This window comes from Stenotrophomonas sp. YAU14A_MKIMI4_1 (assembly GCF_003086855.1).
In the GTDB taxonomy this organism is placed as follows: Bacteria; Pseudomonadota; Gammaproteobacteria; order Xanthomonadales; family Xanthomonadaceae; genus Stenotrophomonas.
The window spans coordinates 4,022,227-4,048,140 of sequence record NZ_CP025998.1 but is presented as its reverse complement, the minus strand read 5'-3'; the positions used below and the strand labels follow the sequence as shown (position 1 = coordinate 4,048,140).

General features: G+C 68.2%; 12 protein-coding genes. 8 read left to right on the top strand and 4 right to left on the bottom strand.

Annotated elements, in window-relative coordinates:
* The first annotated feature begins 4 nt into the window (after positions 1-4).
* From C1931_RS18220 to rpoH, 4 genes are all read left to right on the top strand, one after another.
* Entirely contained in the window at positions 5-2,089 is a 2,085-nt protein-coding gene (locus C1931_RS18220) for a DUF11 domain-containing protein (protein WP_199913892.1), read from the top strand.
* A 110-nt stretch (positions 2,090-2,199) separates the two neighbouring features.
* On the top strand, positions 2,200-13,179 hold the full coding sequence (locus C1931_RS18215) for an Ig-like domain-containing protein (protein ID WP_108757340.1): 10,980 nt from the start codon (positions 2,200-2,202) through the stop codon (positions 13,177-13,179).
* Between the two features lie 10 nt (positions 13,180-13,189).
* Entirely contained in the window at positions 13,190-16,804 is a 3,615-nt protein-coding gene (locus tag C1931_RS18210) for a hypothetical protein (protein ID WP_108757339.1), read from the top strand.
* 319 nt (positions 16,805-17,123) lie between these two features.
* Complete coding sequence (gene rpoH, locus C1931_RS18205) at positions 17,124-17,999, top strand: RNA polymerase sigma factor RpoH (protein WP_108751041.1); 876 nt, start codon at positions 17,124-17,126, stop codon at positions 17,997-17,999.
* 98 nt (positions 18,000-18,097) lie between these two features.
* On the opposite strand, the gene C1931_RS18200 is transcribed toward rpoH, so the two are convergent.
* The gene (locus C1931_RS18200) at positions 18,098-18,538 is read right to left on the bottom strand and encodes a hypothetical protein (RefSeq protein WP_108757338.1); all 441 of its coding nucleotides are present in this window, start codon (positions 18,536-18,538) and stop codon (positions 18,098-18,100) included.
* Positions 18,539-18,689: 151 nt separating this feature from the next.
* On the opposite strand from C1931_RS18200, the gene C1931_RS18195 reads away from it, so the two are divergent.
* Both C1931_RS18195 and C1931_RS18190 read left to right on the top strand, forming a co-directional pair.
* Positions 18,690-19,079 carry a type II toxin-antitoxin system RelE/ParE family toxin gene (locus C1931_RS18195; RefSeq protein ID WP_108757337.1) on the top strand — a complete coding sequence of 130 codons (390 nt, stop codon included), beginning with the start codon at positions 18,690-18,692 and terminating at the stop codon, positions 19,077-19,079.
* Complete coding sequence (locus C1931_RS18190) at positions 19,063-19,395, top strand: DNA-binding transcriptional regulator (protein ID WP_108757336.1); 333 nt, start codon at positions 19,063-19,065, stop codon at positions 19,393-19,395. The genes C1931_RS18195 and C1931_RS18190 overlap by 17 nt, the downstream gene beginning before the upstream one ends.
* Before the next feature lie 117 nt (positions 19,396-19,512).
* Here C1931_RS18190 and purD read toward each other — a convergent pair whose 3' ends face one another.
* Genes purD through purH form a run of 3 tightly spaced genes read right to left on the bottom strand, consistent with a single transcriptional unit; the run spans position 19,513 to position 23,322 of the window.
* Entirely contained in the window at positions 19,513-20,796 is a 1,284-nt protein-coding gene (gene purD, locus C1931_RS18185) for a phosphoribosylamine--glycine ligase (RefSeq protein WP_108757335.1), read from the bottom strand.
* Positions 20,797-20,854: 58 nt separating this feature from the next.
* Positions 20,855-21,721, bottom strand: coding sequence for a hypothetical protein (locus tag C1931_RS18180; RefSeq protein ID WP_108757334.1), 867 nt, complete (start codon positions 21,719-21,721; stop codon positions 20,855-20,857).
* A 17-nt stretch (positions 21,722-21,738) separates the two neighbouring features.
* Positions 21,739-23,322: a bifunctional phosphoribosylaminoimidazolecarboxamide formyltransferase/IMP cyclohydrolase gene (purH, locus tag C1931_RS18175; RefSeq protein ID WP_108757333.1), complete on the bottom strand. Its 1,584-nt coding sequence runs from the start codon at positions 23,320-23,322 to the stop codon at positions 21,739-21,741.
* Positions 23,323-23,503: 181 nt separating this feature from the next.
* Here purH and C1931_RS18170 point away from each other — a divergent pair, with 181 nt between their 5' ends.
* The gene (locus tag C1931_RS18170; protein WP_108757332.1) at positions 23,504-24,121 is read left to right on the top strand and encodes a CDP-alcohol phosphatidyltransferase family protein; all 618 of its coding nucleotides are present in this window, start codon (positions 23,504-23,506) and stop codon (positions 24,119-24,121) included.
* Positions 24,122-24,145: 24 nt separating this feature from the next.
* A complete protein-coding gene (locus C1931_RS18165; protein WP_108757331.1) occupies positions 24,146-25,897 on the top strand; it encodes a bifunctional alpha/beta hydrolase/class I SAM-dependent methyltransferase in 1,752 nt (583 codons plus the stop codon).
* Positions 25,898-25,914: the final 17 nt, after the last annotated feature.

The window sequence follows — 25,914 nt, the reverse complement described above, 5'->3', positions numbered from 1 at the left end:
GGTCGTGCCGACGGCCCGCGCCCAGGATGCCTGTACCGCCAATGGCGCCTGTGTTTCGGCTGGGCCCCGCCTGGTGTCGGTCGATTCCACCCAGAGCCCGGTGTTGAATCTGTTGTTCAGCACGCTGCTGCCCGGCACCAGCGTCCAGCTCACCGCCTTGGACTGGAACAACCTGGCCGGCGCCGACATCAATCTCAACGCGCTGCTGACCCAGCTCAACGGCGGCGTGGTGGTCAGTGATCCCAGCCAGGTGCTCAACGCCAACATCACCCTGGCCCAGCTGCAGGCGGCGATGGTGTCGGTGCTGCAGGCCGACGGCAAGACCGCCGCGGCCAGCGCGCTGGGTCTGCTCAGTCCGTCCATCGGTGGGCTGACCGGCAACATCCGCCTGGCCGATCTGCTGCAGGTCAGCCTGCCGCCGGGTTCGCTGGCCACGGTGAACCTGGACGTGCTGGACCTGATCACCGGCGGGGTGCAGCTGTACAACTTCCGCAACGTGGTCACCACGCCCACGCCGATCACCCTGACCACTGCGCAGCTGGCACCGTTGGGACTGGGCGGGCTGGCCAACGTGCGCGTGTGGGCGCAGGTGGTCGAACCGCCGGTGTTCAACTGCGGCCCGGTCGGCACCAGCTTCCACAGCGCGGCGATCCGCCTCAAGCTGGATTTCGACATCGTGCAGGGCCTGAACGTGGCGCCGCTGATTTCGGCGGTCAATGGCCTGAACGTGGGTGGCCTGGTATCGCTGTCGGGCACCAGCATCAATGCGTCGCTGCTACATCTGTCGGTCTACGCCGATGTGGCGCGCGCCGAAGGCACCATCAGCGCGGTCAGCCTGGCCAGCAACGCGGTCACCCTGCAGGCGCGACCGGGCCTGGTGAACCTGTATGTCGGCACCATCAGCGACGCGGTGTTCTTCAACCGCAGTGCCGTACTCACCCCGGCCAGCGTGACCCCCATCAACGCCACCACGTTGAACGTGACCGTGGCGGTCAGCCTGCTGGCTGGTGGCCTGAAGGTGGCCGACGTGGATGTGCCGTTGACCGTGTCGGTGCTCGCCGTCGCCACGGCTACGCCCGGCCTGCAGTCGGTAGTGGTACCCGGCGCATTTCCACAGACACGCACGCTCACCGCGGGCACGGTCAGCGCCAGCACCATGGTCACCTCGCTGATCAATTCGCTGGACGTGACCATCACCAGCGGTACGCCGGTGGTGCGTCTGGTCAACGCGCTGGTTACCCTGCCACTGCCGGTGAACACCATCGTCAACGCGCTGGTATCCACCCTGCTGCCACCGCTGCGCACCGTGGTGAATGCACTGGTGGGACCGGTGCTGACGGCGGTGCTGGGCGGGGTGGTCGACAACCTGCTGGCCTTGCTGGGCATCCGCATCGGCCAGGCGGTGTTCACCGTGGAAAGCATTTCGCAGAGCTGCGCTGCCACGGTGCAGCTGGTGAAGACGCTGGCGCCGACCACCGATACCGGTGTGTTCAACCTGAGCGTGGCACAGGGGGCCACGGTGCTGGCCAGCGTGGCCAACGTGGGTAACAACGGTGCCACCACGGCAGTGGTTACGACACCCGGCACGGTCTACACGCTGGCCGAAACCGCAGGCACCGCCACGGTCCTGGCGCGCTACGCCAGCAGTTGGGAGTGCAAGGACCAGGGCGGCACCACGCTCAGCAGCGGCACCGGCCAGAGCTTCAACTTCACCGCGCCGGCGCTGGCGGCGCAGCCGCTCACCGTGGTCTGCCGCATCACCAACCGCACCCGCCAGGCCGACCTGTCGATCAGCAAGAGCGATGGCAGTGCCACCTACACACCCGGTGGCAGCGCCAGCTATGTGCTGACCGTCAGCAACGCCGGCCCCGATGCGGTGACCGCCGCGCAGGTCAGCGACACGCTGCCAGCGGGCGCCACGCTCAGCGCGCCGTGGACCTGCAGTGCCTCGGCCGGCAGCACCTGCAGCGCCGCCAGTGGCGGTGCCGCGGGCGGCACCAGCGTCAGCCTGGGGGTGAACCTGATCAATGGGGGGCAGGCCACGATCACCGTGCCTGTCAGCTTCAGCGCCGATCCGGGCGCGTACTAGCCGTATCCACCCGGGCCGCTGCGCTGTGCGCGGCCCGGCAGCAACGACGCTTCATGTGACGCGCAGGTGGGGAACGCCAGAGCCTGCGCGGTGCTTTCGAGGATGACAGCATGCACACCGCCCGCGCCCGTCGCTTGAACTGCCTGCCCGGCCACGCCTGCCTGCGCGCGCGCGCGCTGCAACTGGGCACCGCGCTGCTGGCCACGCTGGCCATGGCGGGCGCACAGGCGCAGGCGTACCGCAACCCGCTGGTGAACACCGCCACGGTGACCGCGCCGGCTGACGTGTCCGATCCCACCCCGGGCAACAACAGCAGCAGCGACAGCAATGCACTGGCCGCCAGCGCGCAGCTGAGCATCGTCAAGACCATCACCACGCCGGTGCCGGTCGCGGCCGGTGGGGCGGTGCAGTACCGCATTGAAGTGCGCAACACCGGCCCGTCGCAGGCGGTGGGCGCCACCCTTACCGATTCGGTGCCCGCGCAGCTGAGCGGGGTCACCTGGACCTGCGCAACGGTGTCGGCGGCCACCTCCTGCTCGGCGGCTTCGGGCACCGGCAGCCTGAACGTCGGCGTCAACGTGGGCGTGGGCGATGTGCTGGTGGTGCTGGTGAACGGCACCGCGCCTAGCGTCACCCCGGCGACCATTTCCGCCAACGCGGCCACCATCACCCCGCCGCCGGGTACCACCGATCCGACGCCGGGCGACAACACCGCCACCACGCCCACCATCGCCGTGCAGGCGGCCGCCATCGTCGCCACCAACGACGACTATAGTGCCACGCCATTCCCGCCGGGCGGCGGCAGCACGCCGCGCGTGTTCACCAACGACACCCTGGGTGGCGCGGCGTTCGCCGATGCCGCCGTGGTCGCGACGCTGACCAACGCGCCGTCCGGCTATGCCATTGCGGCCAACGGCACCATCAGCGTGCCGGCCACCGCCGCAGCCGGGCCGGTCAGCCTGACCTATCAGATCTGCGAAGCGGCTTCGCCCAGCAACTGCGCCAGCGCCACGGTCAGCCTGCTGGTCAGCCCGGATGCGCTGGATGACAGCGTGGCCGTGCAGGCCGGGCAGGCGGTGAACGGCAACGTTGCCAGCAACGACAATGTCTTTACCGGTTCCACCTTCGTGCAGACCGGCGCAGTGCCCAGCCAGGGCAGCGTGGTGCTGCAGGCCAGCGGCGCGTTCACCTACACCGCCAACGTGGGCGCCACCGGCACCGATACCTTCGGCTACCAGGTGTGCCTGCCGGCACCGAACGCGGCGGTGTGTGACACCGCAACGGTCACCGTGAACCTGACCGCCAACACCATCGATGCGGTGAACGATGATTTCAGCGCCGCGCCGATCGCCGCGGCCATCGGCGGCACCACGGCCAGCGTGCTGGGCAACGACACCTTCAATGGCGTGGCAGTGGTGCCGGCCAATCTGACCACCACGCTGATCACCGCGCCGGCGGGGTATCTGATCAACGCCGCTGGCGTGGTCACGGTGCCGGCCAACGCCGTGGCCGGCCCGGTCACCCTGGGCTACCGCATCTGCCTGACCGCCGCGCCCACGCTGTGCGATACGGCCAGCGTGCAACTGGTCATCGCTCCCGATGCGGTGGACGATGCGATCGCCACGCCAGGTGCGGGGCAGCCGGTGTCCGCCAACGTCGGCAGCAACGACAACACCCCGGCCGGCTCCACCTTCAGCCTCGGTACCGCCGCCAGCAAGGGCGTGGTGACCGTGAACAGCGACGGCAGCTATACCTACACGCCCAATGCCGGCGTTACCGGCAGCGACACGTTCGGCTACCAGGTATGCCTGCCGGCACCGAACGCTGCGGTGTGCGATACCGCGACGGTCACCGTCACCCTGGGCGCCAATGCGCTGGTGGCCAACGATGATCTGTTCGCCACCCCGGTGCCCGGCCTTGCCGGCGGCACCACCCCCAGCGTGCTGGGCAACGACACCCTCAATGGCGTGGTGGTCACCGCCGGGACGGTTACGGCAACGCTGCAGGCGCCGGTGGCGGGCTTCAACCTGGATGCCAGCAGCGGCGTGATCACCGTGGCCGCAGGCACCACGCCGGGTGCCACGACTCTGGCCTACCAGCTGTGCGAAACGGCAGCCCCGGCCAACTGCGATACCGCCAGCGTGCAGGTGCTGGTCGCGCCGACAGCCGTGGCCGACAGCGTGCCGGTGCAGTCGGGCCAGGCCGTGACCGGTTCGGTGGCCAGCAATGACAGCACCGGTACCGGTGCGGAATTCAGCGTGCTGGTCGCCCCCACCCAGGGCACGCTGCTGCTGGCCGCCGATGGCGGCTTCACCTACACCTCGGCCGCCGGCAGCGGTGGCACTGACAGCGCCAGCTACCAGGTCTGCCTGCCCGCACCGAACAGTGCGGTGTGCTCGACGGCGACGGCCACCTTTGTCATCACCGCCAACACGGTCGATGCGGTGGACGATGCCTTTGGCACGCCGGCCATCTCGCCGGTGACCGGCGGAAGCACGCCCAGCGTGCTGGGCAATGATCTGTTCAACGGCGCGGCGGTGACCGCCGCGCAGGTGAGCGTGAGCCTGGTGAACGCACCGCCGCCGGGCTACACCTTCACCAGCGCCGGGGTGATCAACGTGCCGGCCGGCGCCGCTGCTGGCGCGCAGACCCTGACCTATGAACTGTGCGAGGCCGGTACCGCCAACTGCGACACCGCCCAGGTCGCGCTGGTGGTGGCGCCCGCTGCCACCGACGACAGCTACAGCACCTCGGCCGGGCAGCCCCTGGTGGGCGATGTCAGCCTGAATGACAACGCGCCTGCAGCTGCGACCTACAGCCTGGTCACGCCGCCGGCCGCTGGCACGTTCACCCTGCAGGGCAACGGCAGCTTCAGCTATGCACCGGCCGCGGCGGGGCCGCAGACCGCGCAGTACCAGGTCTGCCTGCCGGCGCCCGATGCGGCCGTCTGTGCCACCGGCACGGTCACGATCACGGTGGTGGCCAACACCGTTGATGCGGTGGATGACAACTTCCGCAGCCCCGTGTTCGCGCCCGGTGCCGGCGGCACCACGCCCACGGTGTTTGCCAACGACAGCTTCAACGGCGCGCCGGTGAATCCGCTGCAGGTCACGGCCAATCTGGTGGCCGCGCCCACCGGTTTCAGCATTGATGCCAATGGCATCATCACCGTGGCCAGCTACGCGCCGGCCGGTGCCACCACGCTCACCTACTCGCTGTGCGAGCAGGGCGGCAGCACCTGCGATACCGCCGCCGTGCAGGTAGTGGTTGCGCCCGATGCCGTCGATGACAGCGGCAGCGTGACCGGCACCCAGCCGGGCACCTTCGACCTGGCCGCCAACGACAACGTGCCTGCCGGTGCCACGTATACCGTGGTTACCCCGCCCACCCTGGGCAGCGCGGTGCTGTCGACCAGCGGCAGCCTGCAGTACACCGCCAACGCGGGCGCCAGCGGTGCCGATACGTTGACCTACCAGGTGTGCCTGCCGGCACCGGACGGCGCTGTCTGCGATACCGCTCAGGTGGCGCTGACCCTGGCGGCCGCTGCACTGGTGGCGGTGAATGATGATTTCAGTGCCAGCGCGGTCCCGCCGAGCGGTGGCAGTACCGCCAGCGTGCTGCTCAACGACACCTTCAACGGTGCGGCCATCGTGCCGGGTACCACCCCGGTCACCGCCAGCCTGACCACCCTGGTGTCCGGCTACAGCATGGCCGCCAATGGTGTCATCAGCGTCGCGGCCGGTACCTTGCCGGGCTCGGTCGCGCTGGGTTACCAGGTCTGCGAAACCGCTGCGCCGACCAACTGTGCCACCGCCACGGCGGTGGTGGTGATGAGCCCGGATGCGGTGAACGATGCACTGCCAGCCGCGGCCGGTGCGACCACCGTACTGAATGTCCTGGCCAACGACGTGGCACCGGCCACGCCGGTGGTGACCGTCAGCGTGGCGCCGGTGAATGGCAGCGCCGTGGTCAACGCCGACGGCAGCATCAGCTACACCCCCACCGGCAGTTTCAGCGGGCCGGATTCCTTCACCTACCAGCTGTGCCTGCCGGCGCCCCATGGCAGCGTGTGTGATACCGCCACGGTGGCGGTGACGGTCAGCACGACCTCGCTGGTCGCGGTGAATGACAGCTTCCTGGCCACGCCCATCGATCCGGCTGCTGGCGGCAGCACTACCAGCGTGCTGCTCAACGACACCTTCAGCGGCAGTGCGATCGTGCCGGGCACCACGCCGGTCACCGCATCGCTGGTCACGCCGGTGTCCGGCTACAGCCTGTCGGCCGACGGTGTGGTGAGTGTGGCCGCGGGTACGCGCCCGGCGGCAACCACGCTCAGCTACCAGGTGTGCGAGAACGCGGTGCCGACCAACTGCGCCGCCGCCACCGCACTGGTGGCGGTCAGCCCCGATGCCGTCGCCGACAGCCTGCCGGCCACCGCAGGCACCACCACGGTGTTGAACGTGCTGGCCAACGATGCCGCGCCGCTGAACCCGGTGGTCACCGTCAGTGCCGGCCCGAGCCAGGGCACGGCCGTGGCCAATGGCGATGGCACCATCAGCTACACGCCGACCGCCGGCTTCACCGGTACCGATACCTTCACCTACCAGCTGTGCCTGCCCGCGCCGGGCGGCACGGTCTGCGATTCGGCCACGGTGACGGTCACTGTCAGTGCCACCTCGCTGGTGGCCAGCAACGATGATTTCAGCGCCAGCCCGATTGCACCGGCCACCGGTGGCAGCACCAGCAGCGTGCTGTTGAACGACACCTTCAGCGGCGCCCCCATCGTGCCGGGCACCACGCCGGTCACCGCCACGCTGATTGCCGCGCCGGCCGGTTACACGATCTCGGCCAGCGGTGTGATCACCGTTGCTGCGGGAACCACGCCGGCCGCGGCGACCCTGAACTACCAGGTCTGCGAAAACGCGGTGCCGGGCAACTGTGCCGCGGCCACCGCGCTGGTGGCGGTCAGCCCGGACGCCGTGGCCGATGCGCTGCCGGCGGCCGCCGGTGCCACCACCGTGCTGAACGTGCTGGCCAACGATGCCGCGCCGCTGAACCCGCTGGTGACCGTATCGGTGGCGGCGGGCAACGGCACCACCCTCGTCAATGGCGACGGCACCATCAGCTACACGCCCAGCGCTGGTTTCACCGGCACCGATACCTTCAGCTACCAGGTCTGCCTGCCGGCACCCGCGGCGGCGGTCTGCGATACCGCGGCGGTAACCGTCACCGTGGCGGCCACGACGCTGACCGCGGCCAACGATGATTTCAGCAGCAGCCCGATCGCTCCCGCGGCCGGCGGCAGCACCAGCAGCGTGTTGTTGAACGACACGTTCAATGGCGTGGCCATCGTGCCGGGCACCACGGCGGTGACCGCTTCGCTGCTGACCACGGTGCCGGGCTACAGCATGGCGGCCGACGGCGTGATCACCGTGGCCGCAGGATCACCGCCGGCGGCGACGACGCTGAACTACCAGGTCTGCGAAAACGCGGTGCCGGGCAACTGCGCGTCGGCCTCGGCCGTGGTCGCGGTCAGCCCGGTGGCGGCGGCCGACACTCTGCCGGCCACCGCCGGTACCACGACCGTGCTGAACGTGCTGGCCAACGACACCGCACCGCAGAACCCGGTGGTGACCGTGTCGGTGGCGCCGACCAACGGCACCACCACGGTCAATGCCGACGGCAGCATCAGCTACACGCCGACGGCCGGCTACACCGGTGCCGACAGCTTCACCTACCAGTTGTGCCTGCCCGCGCCGGCGGCAACGGTCTGCGCCACTGCAACCGTTTCGCTTGCGGTCAGCAACACCTCGCTGGTGGCGACCAACGATGACTTCACCGCAGCGCCTATCGCGCCGGCCACCGGCGGCAGCACCACCAGCGTGCTGCTCAACGATACGTTCAATGGCGCGGCCATCGTGCCGGGCACCACTGCCGTGACGGCGTCGCTGCTGGCGCCGCCCAGCGGCTACAGCATGTCGGCCAACGGGGTGATCAGCGTTGCGGCGGGCACCACGCCGGCGGCAACCACGCTGAACTACCAGGTCTGCGAGAACGCGGCGCCGACCAACTGTGCGGCAGCCACCGTCGTGGTCGCGGTCAGCCCGGAGGCGGTGGCCGACGCGCTGCCCGCTGCCGCTGGCACCACCACCGTACTGAACGTGCTGGCCAACGATCGCGCACCGGCCAACCCGACGGTGACGGTGTCGGTCGCACCGACCAATGGCAGCACCACGGTGAATGCCGACGGCAGCATCAGCTACACCCCGACGGCGGGCTTCACCGGCACCGACAGCTTCACCTACCAGGTCTGCCTGCCGGCCCCCGGCGCCACGGTCTGCGATTCGGCGACGGTGACGGTCACCGTCAGCAACACCACGCTCAGCGCCCTGGGCGATGACTTCACTGCGGCGCCGATCGCCCCGGCGGCCGGTGGCAGCACCGCCAGTGTGCTGCTGAACGACACCTTCAATGGCGCGGCCATCGTGCCGGGCACCACGCCGGTCAGCGCCTCGCTGGTGACGCCGGTGAACGGCTACAGCATGAACCCGGCCGGCGTGATCACGGTGGCACCGGGTACCACGCCTGCCGCAGTGACGTTGAACTACCAGGTCTGCGAAAACGCGGTGCCGACCAACTGCGCGGTGGCCTCGGCCATCGTGGCGGTCAGCCCGGAAGCGGTGGCGGACACCCTGACCGCAACGGCGGGGACCACCACCGTGCTCAACGTGCTGGCCAACGACACCGCACCGCTGAACCCGGTGGTGACCGTGTCGGCGGCACCGGCCAACGGGACTGCCACGGTCAATCCAGATGGCAGCATCAACTACACCCCGACGCCGGGCTTCACCGGCGCGGACAGCTTCACCTACCAGTTGTGCCTGCCGGCGCCGGGCAGTGCGGTCTGCGATACCGCCACGGTCAGCCTGACGGTGGGTGCCAATGGCATCAGCGCGCTCGCCGATGACTTCAGCGGCATGCCCATCGCACCCGCCACCGGTGGCAGCACCGCCAGCGTGCTGTTGAACGACACGTTCAACGGTGCGGCCATCGTGCCTGGTACCACCCCGGTTGCTGCCTCGCTGGTGACGCCGGTGACCGGCTACAGCATGAGCGCAACGGGCGTCATCACCGTTGCGGCGGGCACCACGCCCGCGGCGGTCACGCTGAACTACCAGGTCTGCGAAACCGCCGTGCCCACCAACTGCGCGCAGGCAACGGCGCTGGTGGCGGTCAGCCCGGACGCGGTGGCCGACACCCTGCTGGCTGCCGCCGGTACCAGCACCATCCTGAACGTGCTGGCCAACGACACCGTGCCGTCGAACCCGGTGGTGACCGTGACGGTTGCGCCGACCAACGGCCTGGCCACGGTGCTGGCAGACGGCACGATCCGCTACTCGCCCTCGGAAGGCTTCACCGGCAGCGACAGCTTCACCTACCAGGTGTGCCTGCCGGCACCGGCCGCCGGCGTCTGCGACACCGCCACGGTCAGCCTCACCGTTGCGGCCACCACCCTGGTCGCCAACGCCGATGATTTCACCGCCGCGCCGATCGCACCGGCCAGCGGCGGCACCACCACCAGCGTGTTGCTCAACGACACCTTCAACGGCGCTGCGATCGTGCCGGGCACCACGCCGGTCACCGCAACGCTGATCACCCCGCCTGCGGGCTACACGATGGCTGCCAACGGGCAGATCACGGTGGCACCGGGCACGCCGCCGGCTGCGGCAACGCTGACCTACCAGGTCTGCGAGAACGCGGTGCCCAGCAACTGCGCGCAGTCCACCGCGGTGGTTGCGGTCAGTCCTGCTGCGGCCAACGACACCCTGACGGCAACGGCCGGCACCACCACGGTGCTTAACGTCACCGCCAACGACACCCTGCCGTCCAACCCCACGCTGACCGTGCTGGTGGCGCCGGGCAATGGTGCCGCGGTCGTCAACGCCGACAACACCATCAGCTACACGCCTGCGGCGGGCTTCACCGGCGCTGACACCTTCACCTACCAGGTCTGCCTGCCCGCGCCGGCAGCGGGGGTGTGCTCCACCGCCACCGTCACCGTCAACGTGGGCACGACCAGCGTGAGCGCGTTGAACGATGACTTCAGCGCGACACCCATCGTGCCGGCCACCGGCGGCACCACCACCAGCGTGCTGTTGAACGACAGCTTCAACGGTGCGCCCATCGTGCCGGGTACCACGCCGGTAACCGCCACGCTGATCACGCCGCCCACCGGCTACAGCATGAGCCCGAGCGGCGTCATCACCGTCGCGGCGGGTCTGGTTCCGGTCGCCACCACGCTGAACTACCAGGTCTGCGAAAACGCGGTGCCGACCAACTGCGCGCAGGCCACCGCACTGGTGGCGGTGCGCCCGAACGCGGCCGATGACACGCTGTCGGCCGGTACCGGCACCACCGTGCTGAACGTTGCCGCCAACGACACGCTGCCGTTGAACCCGGTGTTCACGGTGATCGTTGCGCCTTTGAACGGCACCGCCGTGGTGAATGGTGACAACACCATCAGCTACACCCCGAACCCGGGCTTTACCGGCACCGATACCTTCACCTACCAGGTCTGCCTGCCGGCACCGAACCTCAATGTCTGTGACACCGGGTCGGTCAGCGTGACCGTGAGCGCCACGACCCTTCAGGCAGTGAGCGACAACTTCAGTGGCACGCCCACCCTGCCTGGCGCGGGCGGGTCCACGCCGTCGGTGCTGGGCAATGACCTGATCAATGGCGTGCCGGTGCAGCCGGCGCAGGTCACGGTGTCCCTGGTCGCACCTCCGGCAGGCGTCAGCATCGATGCCAACGGCATCATCACCATCGCCGGCAGTGCCGCGGCCGGTGCGCTCAACCTGACCTATCAGATCTGCGAAGCCAGCAACACGGGCAACTGCGCGCAGGCCACGGCACTGGTGCTGGTACGTCCGGACGCGGTGAACGACGTGGCCACCACGCCGGCCGGGCAGGCGCTGAGCGGCAGCGTGGCGGGCAATGACAACGCCGGCGGCGGTTCGGTGTTCTCGCTGGTGACCGCACCGGCGCAGGGCACGGTGGTGCTCAATGCCAATGGCAGTTACACCTACACGCCCAACGCAGGCTACACCGGCAACGATTCCTTCATCTACCAGCTGTGCCTGCCCGCGCCGTATGCCGGCGTGTGCGATACCGCCACACTGGCCATCACGGTCAGCGCCGCGGGTGGCACCCTGGTCGCGGTGGATGATGCGATTGCCGATGTGCCGGCCACCGGCGCCACCGCAGTGTTGAACGTGCTGGTGAACGACACGTTCAACGGCGCCGCGCTGGACCCGACCACGGTGCAGCTGACCCCCACCAACACCACGGCCATCACCATCCAGGCCAATGGCAGCGTGGACGTCGCCGCCGGTGTGGCCGGTGCCACCTACACCACCACCTACCAGATCTGCCTGGTCAGCCAGCCCAGCGTCTGCGACATCGGTACGGTGACGGTGACCCTGGCCAACCCACCGGCGGGCAGCACCGTGCAGCCCGCCGACGATACCGCTACGACGCCGCAGGACAGCCCGGTGGTGGTGGCGGTGCTGGCCAACGACCTGGTCGCCGGCAGCCCGGTGGTGCCGGCGTCGGTGGCCGTGACCATCAGCACTGCGCCCACCTCGGGCACGGCCGAAGTACTGGCCGACGGCAGTGTGCGCTACACGCCGGCGGCCACGTTCAGCGGCAGCGACACCTTCGCCTACACCGTCTGCACGCAGGCCGCGCCGGTGCAGTGCGGTACCGCCAGCGTGACGGTGCAGGTGCAGGCCAACGCCGTGGAAGTGGTGGATGAGACCGTGACCACGCCCGATGGTGAACCGGTCACGATCTCGCTGCTGGACAACATCAGCACCAGCGGCGCGCCGATCAACCCGCGTTCGTTGCGCGTGCTGGCCGCGCCGCGCTACGGCCGCCTGGGCTGCACCGACGGCGTCTGCATCTACACCGCCTTCGTCGGCTACAGCGGCCAGGATGCCTTCACCTACAACATCTGCGACGTCTCCATTCCGACCCCGGTCTGCGCCGATGGCCGGGTGAACATCACCGTGACCGCCAGCGGTGCCGTGCTGCGCCTGACCAAGCAGGCAGCGCAGCGCACGGTGAAGGTGGGCGAGCTGGTGCGCTACGTGGTGACCGTGGAAAACCTGGGCGAAGTGGATGCGCTGGGGGTGAACGTGGTCGATACGCTGCCGGCCGGCTTCACCTTCATGCAGGAGGGTTTCGAGGCCCGCGACCTGGACAACGCCGCGTTCGTGAGCGCGCGTTCACCGCTGCGGGTGGAACGGGTGGATATCGCCGCCGGCGGCCGCGCCACGCTGGTGTACTACCTGCGCGTGGGCGCTGGCGTGGGCCAGGGCATCCACACCAACCGGGTGACCGCGGTGGATGCGGTCAACGCCAGCATCGGCAACGTGGCATCTGCCGATGTGGAGGTGGTGGGCGATCCCTTGCTGGACGAGAGCCTGATCCTGGGCAGCGTGTTCGAGGACCGCAACGGCAACGGCATCCAGGATGACGGTGAGCGGGGCATTCCCGGCGTGCGCGTGGCATCGGTGGAAGGCCTGGTGATGGAAACCGATGCCTTCGGCCGCTACCACCTGGTCGGCATCAATGGCGGCCAGGCACGTGGGCGCAACTTCATCCTGAAGGTGGACCCGACCACGCTGCCGGCCGACGCGCGCTTCACCACGCGCAACCCGCTGCTGCGGCGGATCACCCCAGGGCTGCCGGTGCGCTTCGACTTCGGCGTGCAGCTGCCCGATGCACGGTTCGACAGCGGTCCTCCGGCTCTGCGGCTGGAGTTCGGCCCCGCGCTGTTCGTGCCCGGCCGCGCCGAACTGGCGGCCGGCAACGAGGCGGTGCTGGTGCAGGCGGTCAACGCGTTGCAGGCACGCCAGGGCGGGGTGCTGCAGGTGCGTGCCGAGGCGGGTCAGGAAGCGTTGGCGGCAGACCGCGGCCGCGTGCTGCAGCAGGCCGTGCTGGCGCGGTTGCCAGACGGGTGGGCCGACCGGGTGCAGGTGCAGGTACTGCCTGCACCGGCCACCGTTGACCGCGCGGACCGCTGAGGAGAGGGCCATGATCAAGACGACCGCACTCATCACCCTGGCCACCGCGCTGCTGCTGCCTTCGGCCTGGGCGCAGACCGCAGCGCCCGCGCCGGCACCGGAAGTGCCGCAGACCCTGTGCGGTGCCGAAGGCTGCCGCCGCGGCAACGACCTGCTGCTGCAGGTGCATGGCGATCCGACCCCGCAGACCGTGCCGACGCCCGCCGACGCGCGCGCGGCCGCACCGGGTGGGCAGTTCGTGACCGAGTTGCCTGACGGCGCGGTGGTGTGGGCCACCGAAGATCCGTCGCTGTCGGCGCCGGTGCTGAACGTGCAGACCGGTTCCATGGCACCGTTCGAGAACGGGCGCCTGACCAAGCCGCTGCGCTTCCATGGCTACAACAACTACGCCTCGTTCATCGAACGCACCGAGATCACGCTGTATCGCGGTTCCGATACCGATCTGGTCACGCCGCTGGCGCGCATTCCCATGCCGGTGGACTACGTGGGCAACACCGAATGGGATGGGCAGCTGCCGGCTGGGCTGAACCTGCGCGAAGGCGACGAACTGCAGTACATCGCCCGCGCCTACGGCCACGATGGCGCGTTCGACGAAACCAGCGCGCAGCGCTTCCAGCTGGTGCTGCCCACCGACTACGAGCGGGGCACGCAGCAGGTGCGCGACAACGTGCAGAAGACCCTGGGCAAGGTGCTGAACGGCGAGGAGGCGCGCGACCAGCAGCTGACCAATGACATCTATGGACAGAACGCGCTGCGCCAGCAGAACATCGCCATCTACGGCTCGCGCGTGCGCATCTACGGCCGTGGCCTGGCACCCAACGCGCGCGTGCTGATCAACGGGCAGAGCTTCCCGGTGGATCTGGAGCAGAAGTTCGCCGCCGAATTCCTGGAGCCGATCGGCCAGCACCGCTACCAGGTGGAAGTGGAAGCGCAGGACGCGCCGCCCCTGCAGCGCACCCTGGACGTGGAGGTGACCGGCAGCTACCGCTTCCTGGTGGCCCTGGCCGATGTGACCCTTTCCAAGAACACCGCCAGTGGCAACCTGGACCCACTGGTGGCCGACCAGGACCGTGACGACAGCTTCCTCAGCGAAGGCCGCCTGGCGTTCTACCTGAAGAGCAAGCTGCGCGGGAAGTACCTGGTGACCGCGCAGGCCGACACCTACGATCGCGAGTTGAAGCGTCTGTTCAGCGGCTTCCTGGATGCTGATGCGCGCGATGTGTTCCGCCGCCTGGACCCGGACCAGTACTACCCGGTGTACGGCGATGATTCGACCACGTACCGCGATGTGGATACCCAGGGCAAGCTGTACGTGCGCGTGGACTGGGACCAGAACCAGGCGCTGTGGGGCAACTTCGCCACCGGCTTCACCGGCACCGAGTACGGCCAGTACGTGCGCTCGCTGTATGGTGCGGCGCTGAGCTGGCGATCACGCGCGACCACGCCGCTGGGCGATCCGCGTTCCTACCTGAAGGCATTCGGCTCGGAGGCGCAGTCGGCGCTGGGCCACAGCGAATTCCTGGGCACCGGCGGCAGCCTGTACTACCTGCGCCACACCGATCTGCTGCCGGGCTCGGAACAGGTGGTGCTGGAAGTGCGCGACCGCACCACCGGCCGTACCGAAGTGCGCAGCACCCTGCAGCGCGGCGTGGACTACGAAGTGAACGAGATCCAGGGCCGCATCCTGCTGACCCGTGCGCTTTCGCAGATCACCCGCGAGAACGTGCGCACGCTCACCCGCGACACGCCGCTGGATGGCTACGACCAGGTGCTGCTGGTCGATTACGAGTACGTGCCGGTGGGCTTCAGCACGGACGATGTCAGCGCCGGCCTGCGTGGCAAGCAATGGTTCGGTAACCACGTGGCGGTGGGCGGCACCTACGTGGACGAAAACCGCAGCGGCGACGACTACAGCCTGATGGGCGCCGACCTGACCCTGCAGGCCGGGCGCGGTACCTACCTGAAGCTGGAACAGACCCGCAGCGAAGCCACCGCCGCGCCGATCTTCTATTCCGACAACGGCGGTCTGAGCTTCATCCAGCGCAACCCGGTGAACGCGGCGCGCAAGGGCGATGCACGGGCCGTGGAAGCACGCGCCAACCTGCGCGAGCTGGGCTGGACCACGCAGGACTGGAGCTTTGGCGCCTGGTGGCGCGATGTGGATGCCGGCTTCTCGGTATCGCGCATGGACACCGGGGTAGCACTGGAAGAGTACGGCGCCGAGTTCCTCGGCTACTTCACCGACAACCTCAGCCTGTATGGCCGCCAGAGCCGCGCCGAACGCGGCGACGTGGCGCTGGAACAATCGCAGCTGACGCTGGATTGGCGGCTGGGCAACAACGACCAGCTGGGTGCGGAGCTGCGCCGCGTGCGCGAAGAGAATGCAGGCGTGGACGTGGATGGCACCCTGGCCGCATTGAGCTACCGGCAGCGTTTCGGCGCCAAGTGGGAGCTGTACGGCACCGGCCAGCTGACCGTGGATGATGATGGCGGCGCATACGAGGACAACAACCTGTTGACCCTGGGCACGCGCTATCTGTTCGGTGATCGCTCCAGCGTGGGCGCCGAAGTGAGCAGCGGCAGCCGCGGCGACGGCGCCAAGCTGGAAGCCGAGTACTGGATGACCCCCGAGCACAGCTTCTACGGCAACTACAGCTACAGCACCGACCGCACCACCACCGACCCGCTGTACGACACCGGCCTGCAGTCGGGCTGGACGCTGGGCCAGCGCTGGCGCCTGAGCAACCAGGTGAATGTGTTCAACGAAAGCCAGTACCTGAAGGACCGGCGCGAGGACACCGCGGGCCTGGTCAACACCTTCGGCATGGATTTCTACCCGGCGCAGGGATGGAACCTGGGCTTCAGCGTGATGGATGGCAAGCTGGACGCCACCACCGGCCGCGTGGACCGCCGCGCGTACAGCGTCAGCGGTGGCCGGACCGATGCCAACACGCAGTGGACCAGCAAGCTGGAGTACCGCCGCGACCAGGGCGCCGAGCAGCGCGAGCAGTGGGTGACCACCAACCGCCTGCTGTACAAGATCAACGAGGACTGGCGCATCGCGCTGCGCGCCAACTACGCCGATACCCAGGACAGGATCAACGCACTGGCCGATGCCAAGCTGGTGGAATCCAACCTGGGCTTCGCCTGGCGCCCGCATGACAACACGCGCTGGGCCGCGTTCGGCAAGTACACCTATCTGTACGACGTGGCGTCGCTGGGCCAGGAAGGCGGCAACGTGTACGACCAGAAGTCGCAGATCATCTCGCTGGAGGGCGTGCGGCAGATCGGCGAGCGCTGGGAAGTGGCGGCCAAGCTGGCCGCGCGCTGGGGCGACTACCGCACCGGTCGCGGCGAAGGCCCCTGGCTGGACAGCCGGGTGAACTTCTCTGCGCTGCAGTTGCGCTACCGGCTGTGGTCGCAGTGGGAAGGCCTGGCCGAGTACCGCTGGCTGGATGTGCGCGACGGCGGCGACAAGAAGGGATGGCTGCTGGGCGTGGACCGCCAGGTCGGGCAGAACTTCAAGATCGGTGCCGGCTACAACTTCACCGAGTTCAGCGACGACCTGACCGAGCTGCGCTACGAGAGCAAGGGCTTCTTCCTGAACCTGTCCGGCTATTACTGAGCGCTTTGGCCGCGGCCTGGGTTGCCGGGCATGGTCCGGCACTACCGGGCTGGGGCCGCCTGGGCCTGAATGACCGGCAACATTGCCGGGCTGAATGGGGCGGGTTGGTGGGATTTTGCGGCCCAAAAGCACAATTCATCCACCGGTTTGTGCGTAAGTGATTGTTTTGGAATGGATTGATGCGTTATGGGGCGTGCTCGCCATTGTCATCAATTCGCGATAGGGTAGGGATGTTGAACGGCCCATTGTTTCGCCTGCGGAACACTGGAACTTCCTACCGCTTTAGCAGTCAAAAACCCGGACTGCTAAGATGAGCCCTATGAGCCAGAACACCTCTACTGCCCTTGTGGCAAACAATCTCCCGATTCCCAGTGCGCTCGGTTCGCTGGACGCCTACATCGGTGCCGTGCACCAGATTCCGGTGCTGTCGGTCGATGACGAACAGGACCTGGCCCGTCGTTTCCGCGACGGCGACGATCTGGACGCTGCGCGCGAGCTGGTGCATTCGCACCTGCGCTTCGTGGTGCACGTGGCCCGCGGTTACAACGGCTACGGCCTTGCGCTGGGCGACCTGATCCAGGAAGGCAACATCGGCCTGATGAAGGCGGTCAAGCGCTTCGACCCGGATATGGGCGTGCGCCTGGTGTCCTTCGCCGTGCATTGGATCCGTGCCGAAATGCACGAGTTCATCCTGAAGAACTGGCGCATCGTGAAGGTCGCCACCACCAAGGCGCAGCGCAAGCTGTTCTTCAACCTGCGCAAGTCGAAGACGCGCCTGGGCTGGATGAACGCGGCCGAAGTGAGCGCGGTGGCCAAGGACCTGAACGTGTCCGAGCGCGAGGTGATGGAAATGGAATCGCGCCTGTCCGGTCGCGATATCGGTTTCGATGCGCCCAGCGATGAGGACAACGAACACGCCCCGCCGTCGCCGGCCGCGTTCCTGGTCGCCAACGACGAAGACCCGTCGATGGCCTACGAGCGTGCCGACAGCGAAGACAACCAGCTGCAGCTGCTGCGCGAAGGCCTGGCCGAGCTGGATGCCCGTTCGCGCGACATCATCCGCCGCCGCTGGCTGGACGCCGACAGCAAGGTGACGCTGCAGGAACTGGCCGATGAGTACGGCGTTTCCGCCGAGCGCATCCGCCAGGTCGAAGCGAACGCGCTGAAGAAGATGAAGGCGCTGTTCAACGCGTAACGCGGTGCAGCGTTGCAAAGACGAAAGGCCCGGCAATGCCGGGCCTTTTTTGTTTGGTGGGGCTCATCCACGCATGGCGTGGATCTACTGATCCCGCCTCATGGCATCGGCTTTCCCGTCGTCTCCGTCAGGGCCCAGACCGGGATCGATGCGTGTTGCCGGAAGTCGATCGTGTTGAAGGTCGCCAGACCGGCCAGCACCTGCAGGTCCCCGCTGAGTGCCGTGCGCTGAATGGCCAATGTAGGCGTGGCAAAGCGCACGTAGCCGCCCCGGTTCCAGTCGTACACATGGATGCCGCGCGAAGCCATGGCCACACCGTCATCGTCACGGGGAACCTTCATGTGCATGACGGCCCTGCCAACCACCGGCAGCTCCATCAACATCATTTCCATATCGAAGATGTCCACCGCGGCTTGGTGCAGAAGCGCGGTAGGGATGTCTCCCTCGCCTGCGGTGACGAATGCCGCCACTGCGCCGGTCTGGTCAACGCCCAGCCAAACACACTCAAAGCCGTCCGGATAATCCTGATGCTGGCGCATTCTGCGTACTCCCGTCCCTGAAGCCGAGGCCTGGCGTTGCCGGGCCGCTTCTGTTCCTTCCTGCCGCCATACCGACGATCAGGTGCTCACAATCCCCACGTATGCAGGAGCCTGACGCTGATTTTCACGCCGTACCACTAGGTGGCACGGTATGATCATGCCACGTGTCTTCCGCACCCGAAGCTTCAACCGAAGCACACGAAAGTCAACGTTGTCCGACTCGGCATTGTGCCGCGCGGTGAGCGAAATGCGTCATGGGCTTATTGATGCCGATCTGGGTGGCGGTCTCATCAAGAAACGCGTCGCGCTGCCGGGCCGCGGAAAGCGCGGTAGCGCCCGCACCATCGTGGCGACCCAGTTGGGGCGCTACTGGTTCTTTCTCTTCTGCTATGAAAAGAACGAGCGCGCGAACCTCACCAGGGCGGAACGGGATGCGCTTGAGTTATATGCGTCTGAGTTCTTGAAGATGAGCCCTGCACAGTTGGACAGGGCAGTGATGTGCGGCGATCTGCAGGAGATATGCCATGACCAAGCGTGTTGAACGTAGACGTGCAAAGAGCCCAATCCTTGATGCGGTGCATGAAGGCGCTGCAGGCCTGTATGCCAGCGGCTTCATCGACAAGCGACGAATGGGCATGTACGAGGCCCTGTGTCTGGAGCCCGTACCCGAATACAGCAGTGCCCAGATCCGCGCACTGCGCGCGTCGCTGCACCTCAGCCAGCCCGTATTCGCCGGTGTGCTCAATACCAGCGTTTCGACAGTCCGCAGCTGGGAGCAGGGCGAAAAGAAGCCGAGCGGGCCCTCGCTGAAGCTTCTGAACCTGATCGACCGCAAGGGTCTGGACGCTGTCCTCTAAGGCAAAGGCCCGGCAACGCCGGGCCTTTGCGTGTCTGCAGGGTTCATCCACGCATGGCGTGGATCTACTGCGATCAACCCGGGTAGAGCCACGCCATGCGTGGCTGCACCCCGCACCTCACCCCTCGCGTGCGATCGCGCGCCAGCCGATGTCGGTGCGGTGGAACTCGTTGGCCCAGCGCACCTTGGCCACGCCGGCATAGGCATTGGCCTGCGCGTCGCGCACGCTGTCGCCCAGCGCGGCCACGCACAGCACGCGGCCACCGGCGCTCAGCACCTGGCCCTGCGCGTCCAGCGCGGTGCCGGCATGAAACACCTTGGCGCTGGCCGGCACATCGGCCAGGCCGGAAATCACATCACCGGTGATCGGCGATTCCGGGTACGGCCTGGCGGCCAGCACCACGCCCAGCGACGGGCGCGGGTCCCACTGCGCCTCCACCTGGTCCAGGCGACCGTCGATGGCCGCTTCCACCAGGTCCACCAGGTCGGACTGCAGGCGCAGCATCACCGGCTGGGTTTCCGGATCGCCGAAGCGCACGTTGAACTCGATCACCTTCGGTGCGCCGCTGGCATCGATCATCAGCCCGGCATACAGGAAGCCGGTGAACGGAATGCCGTCGGCAATCATGCCCTGCACGGTCGGGTTCACCACCTCGCGCATCACCCGCGCATGTACTTCGGCGGTGACCACCGGTGCCGGCGAATAGGCGCCCATGCCGCCGGTGTTCGGGCCGGTATCGCCGTCGCCCACGCGCTTGTGGTCCTGCGAGGTGGCCATCGGCAGCGCATGCACGCCATCGACCATGGAAATGAAGCTGGCTTCTTCGCCGTCCAGGAATTCCTCGATCACCACGCGCGCACCGGCGTCGCCGAAGGCATTGCCCGACAGCATGTCGCGCACGGCGTCTTCGGCCTCGGCCAGGGTCATCGCCACGATAACGCCCTTGCCGGCGGCCAGGCCGTCGGCCTTGACCACGATCGGGGCGCCCTTGTCGCGGATGTAGGCCAGCGCCGCGTCCACCTCGGTGTGCACGGCGTAGAACGCGGTGGGGATGTTGTGGCGGGCCAGGAAGTCCTTGGCGTAGGCCTTGCTGCCTTCCAGCTGTGCAGCGGCGGCGGTCGGCCCGAAGATGCGCAGGCCGGCGGCGCGGAAGCGGTCGACCACGCCGGCCACCAGCGGTACTTCCGGGCCCACCACGGTCAATGCCACGCCTTCGGCCTGGGCCAGCGCCAGCAGGCCGTCGATGTCGGTCACCTTCACCGCCGCGTTGCGGCACTTGTCCTCGGTGGCGGTGCCGGCGTTGCCGGGCGCCACGAGCACTTCACTGACCTGGGGGGATTGGGCCAGCTTCCATGCCAGGGCGTGTTCGCGGCCGCCAGAGCCGATGACAAGTACGTTCATCACGAGATTCCAGATTGCGTGGGAAGGGAAGGGCGATGTTCCCGGCAGGCCGCGTGCCTCACTCGCAGCCCTCGCGCAGCAGCGCGGCGGGGAAGGAATAGGTCCACGTCTTCGGGTCCAGGGTGAAGCGGTGCTGCTGGCGCACGGCGGTGCCACCGCAGGTGCTGCCGGTTTCTTCCACCAGCAGCGGCCAGACGCGCGCGCTGCGGTCGCTGTCGTCGAAGCGCTGGCTGAAGTCGATGTTGAACACCTTGCTGCGGCAGTCTTCCGCCGCGTCGGCGTCGTCGCAATCGTAGGCGGCGCCATTGTCGATATGGCTGCGTATGCTGCCGGTGTCGACCAGGCCCTTCGGGCCAGGCAGCACTAGCGATTGCGAGATCAGCGAATAGCCCTGGCCGAACCAGCCGTCTTGCACGCGGAAGCCGTAGAAATCGCTGCCAGCGCGCACGATCTGCACCGTGCCGGGCTGGCCGCTGCTGCCGTAGGTGCCACCGGTCAGTTCGGCGGCCACGTCGAAGCCGCTGGCCGTCGGCCGCAGCACGTAGAAGTCGATGGTGCCCGGCTCCGGGTGGCCGGCTTCGACCAGCGCGCCGCAGACGGCCAGCAGCTGCTGCCAGCTGTCGCCGCTCACCACCGGCTGCTCGGCGCAGACCTGCCAGCTGACCGGGCGCGTTTCGCCGTCCTGGCTCAAGCTGCCGCGCCAGTCACCCGACAGCGCGGCGCCCTGGCCGTAACGCTGGGCCAGGAAGGCCTGCAGGCGGGCAGTGCGGCTGATCGGCGTGGCCGGTTCGGCCGCCGCCGTCGTGGCCGCCGGCGCTGCAGGGGCAGCGGCCGGCGCGGGATCGGCGGCCGGCGTGCAGCCGGCCAGCAGGGCCGTGCCGGCCAAAGCGAGCACGGTGAGCGGTTTCAAAGAGACTGCAGACATCCGTGTCGCTCCCTGTATCAGTGGCGGAAGTGGCGAACGCCGGTGAACACCATGGCCAAGCCATGTTCGTCGGCGGCGGCGATCACTTCCGCATCGCGCATCGAACCACCCGGCTGGATCACCGCCTTGATGCCGGCGGCGGCCGCGGCATCGATGCCGTCGCGGAACGGGAAGAACGCGTCGGAGGCCATCACCGAACCTTCGACCGCCAGGTTGGCGTCGGCGGCCTTGATGCCGGCGATGCGTGCCGAGTACACGCGGCTCATCTGCCCGGCGCCCACGCCAATGGTGCGGTTGTCCTTGGCGTAGACGATCGCGTTGGACTTCACGAACTTGGCCACCTTCCAGGCGAACAGCAGATCGGTGAACTGCTTGTCGGTCGGCGCCAGCTTGCTGACCACCTTCAGTTCGTCGCGGGTCATGCCGCGGTTGTCCGACGACTGCAGCAGCAGGCCCGAGCCGACGCGCTTGCTGTCGAAGTTGTTCAGGCCATCACCGTGCGGGATGCGCAGCACGCGCACGTTGGCCTTCTTCTGCGCGTATTCCAGCGCGGCCGGCTCGTAGTCGGGCGCGATCAGCACTTCCACGAACTGGCGGTCCAGGATCACCTTGGCGGTGGCGGCGTCCAGCGGCTTGTTGAAGGCGATGATGCCGCCGAAGGCGCTGGTCGGGTCGGTGGCGTAGGCCAGTTCATAGGCATCGCCGTTGCCGGCACCCACGGCCACGCCACACGGGTTGGCGTGCTTGACGATCACGCAGGCCGGCGTGTCGAACTGGCGCACGCATTCCCACGCCGCATCGGCATCGGCCAGGTTGTTGTAGCTCAGTTCCTTGCCCTGCAGCTGCTGGAAGGTGGCCAGGGTGCCCGGCACCGGGTACAGGTCGCGGTAGAACGCGCCGCTCTGGTGCGGGTTTTCGCCGTAGCGCAGGTCCATCACCTTCACGAAGGTGGAATTCATCTGCGCCGGGTACTCGGCGCGCACCGGCACGGCGGCGTCGGTGGCAGTGACCGCCGACAGGTAGTTGCTGATGGCCGCATCGTACTGGGCCACGCGGTTGAACGCGGCCACCGAGAACGCGAAGCGGGTGGCGGCGCTCAGCTGGCCGTCGTTGGCATCAAGGGAGGCCAGCAGTTCGGCGTACTGCGACGGGTCGGTGGTCACCGCCACGCGGGCGAAGTTCTTGGCCGCCGAGCGCAGCATGGCCGGGCCGCCGATATCGATGTTTTCCACCGCGTCGGCCAAGGTGCAGTCGGCCTTGGCGGTGACCGCTTCGAACGGGTACAGGTTCAGCACCAGCAGGTCGATGGCGCCGATGCCATGCTCGGCCATCACCGCATCGTCCAGGCCCGAACGGCCCAGCAGGCCGCCATGCACCATCGGGTGCAGGGTCTTGACCCGGCCGTCCATCATTTCCGGGAAGCCGGTGACATCGGCCACGTCCTTCACGGCCAGGCCGGCATCGCGGATGGCCTTGGCGGTACCGCCGGTGGACAGCAGCTCCACGCCGCGTGCGGCCAGTGCAGTGGCCAGCTCGACCAGGCCGGTCTTGTCGGAAACGGAAAGGAGGGCCCGGCGGACGGGCAACAGATCAGCAGTCATGGGGACAGGGCAATCGGCAGCGGAGCGGGGCCGATATTGTAGTTCGTGGGGGCCGGTGGCGGGCGCTGCGCGGGGCGGTTTCCTGCCCCCGGTGCGTACAAACGCCCGTATCGGCATGCTGGGCTGGGCACGCCATGGGGTAGGCTATGCCGGAACTGCCAGGGATCAGCGGGTTCAGATCGTGTCGATCTATGCATTGAAAGGACGTTTCCAGGACCTGTTGCGTCCGGCCGTGCGCGGGCTCTACCGCCTCGGCATCACCGCCAACACGGTGACCGTGGCCGCCGCCGTGGTCTCGCTGCTGGTGGCCGCCGCCGTGTGGTGCTGCGCCCCGGCGCAACCGCTGCTGTACCTGCTGCTGCCGCTGTGGATGCTGCTGCGCATGGCGCTCAACGCCGTGGACGGCATGCTGGCCCGCGAGTTCGGCCAGCAGTCGCGGCTGGGCGCCTATCTGAACGAATTGTGCGATGTGATTGCCGACGCCGCGCTGTACCTGAGCCTGCTCAGCGTGGCGGGCGTGAACCCGGTGGCGCTGTGGCTGCTGGCCTGGGCGGCGGCACTGAGCGAATACGCCGGCGTGCTGGGCCTGATGGTCGGGGCCAGCCGGCGCTACGATGGGCCCATGGGCAAGAGCGACCGCGCCTTCGTGATCGGTGTGCTGGGCCTGCTGCTGGCCTTCGGCTGGGTGGGGGCCGCCACGGTGACGTGGGTGGCAGGCGTGGCCGCGCTGCTGTGCGCGGTGACGCTGTTCAACCGGGTGCGCCGGGGCCTGCAGGAATCGGCGGTTTCACCGCAGTAAACACCACGACAATACGGAGATTGCATGCGTCAGGCGCAGGAACGGGAATTCCACAGCTTCGACCAGGTACCGCTGTTCTACCGGTACTGGGCGAGCACCACGGGCAGCACGGCCAGCAAGGCCGTCGTGCTGCTGCATCGCGGCCACGAACATTCCGGCCGGGTCACCCACCTGGTCGATGAGCTGGACCTGCCCGATACCGCCTTCTTCGCGTGGGATGCGCGTGGCAATGGCCGTTCGCCCGGTGCGCGCGGCGATGCCCCGGGTTTCCCGGCGCTGGTCCGCGACCTGGACAGCTTCATCGCCCATATCGGCGCCGAGCACGGCATCGCGGTGGAAGACATCGTGGTGATCGCGCAGAGCGTGGGCGCGGTGGTGGCCGCCACCTGGGTGCACGACTACGCGCCGCGCCTGCGCGCGCTGGTGATGGCCTCGCCGGCGTTCAAGGTGAAGCTGTACGTGCCGTTCGCGCGGGCGGGGCTGGCGCTGATGCAGAAGCTGCGCGGCAACTTCTTCGTCAACAGCTATGTGAAGCCGCAGTGGCTGACCCACGACCCGGCGCGGGTAGAAAGCTACCGCACCGATCCACTGATCACCCGGCCGATTTCGGTGCGCGTGCTGCTGGGCCTGTACGAGGCGGCCGACCGCGTCGTGGCCGACGCGCAGGCGATCAGCGTGCCGGTGCAGCTGCTCGTCTCCGGTTCGGATTTCGTCGTGCACCGGGGCCCGCAGGACCGCTTCTACGAACGCCTGTCCAGCCCGATCAAGGAGCGCGTGCACCTGCCGGGCTTCTTCCACGACACCCTGGGCGAGCGTGACCGCGCGCCGGCGCTGGCACGCATCCGCAGCTTCATCCAGGCACGTTTCGCCGAACCATTGCGCGAACTGTCGCGCCGCGATGCACACCGCCACGGTCCGACCTTCGAAGAATCGGAGATTCTGTCGTGGCCGCCCGAACGCAACAGCCTGGCCGACCTGCGTTGGCGCTTCGTGCGTGGTGGCCTGCGTTTCGGCGGCACGCTGTCCGAGGGCATTGCCCTGGGCCTGCAGACCGGCTTCGATTCGGGCAGCACGCTGGATTACATCTACCGCGACCAGGCGCGGGGCAAGGGCCCGCTGGGGCGCATGGTCGACCGCAACTATCTGGACGCGATCGGCTGGCGCGGCATCCGCGTGCGCGGCCAGCACCTGCAGGAACTGCTGCGCGACGCCGCCCAGCGCCTGCGCGGGCAGGGCACGCCGGTACGCGTGCTGGACGTGGCCGCAGGCCACGGGCGCTACGTGCTGGAGGCGCTGGGACAGGGCGAACAGCGCGCCGAGCGCATCGTGCTGCGCGATTTCAGCGAACTGAACGTGACCCAGGGCCTGGCCTTGATCGAACGCCTGGGGGCGACCGACATCGCCCGCTTCGAACAGGGCGATGCGTTCGACCCGGCGCAGCTGGCGAAGGTGGACCCGGCGCCGACGCTGGCGGTGGTGTCGGGCCTGTACGAACTGTTCCCCGACAACGATGCGGTGCTGCGCTCGCTGCAGGGCATTGCCGCGACCGTACCGGTGGGCGGCTATCTGGCCTATACCGGCCAGCCGTGGCATCCGCAGCTGGAGTTCATCGCGCGTGCGCTCACCAGCCACCGCGGTGGCGCGGCGTGGGTGATGCGCCGCCGTACCCAGCAGGAGATGGACGAGCTGGTACGCCTGGCCGGGTTCCAGAAAGTGGCCCAGCGCATCGACGAGTTCGGCATTTTCACCGTGTCGCTGGCGCGCCGGGTCGGCTGATGTCCGCCGTCGCTGCC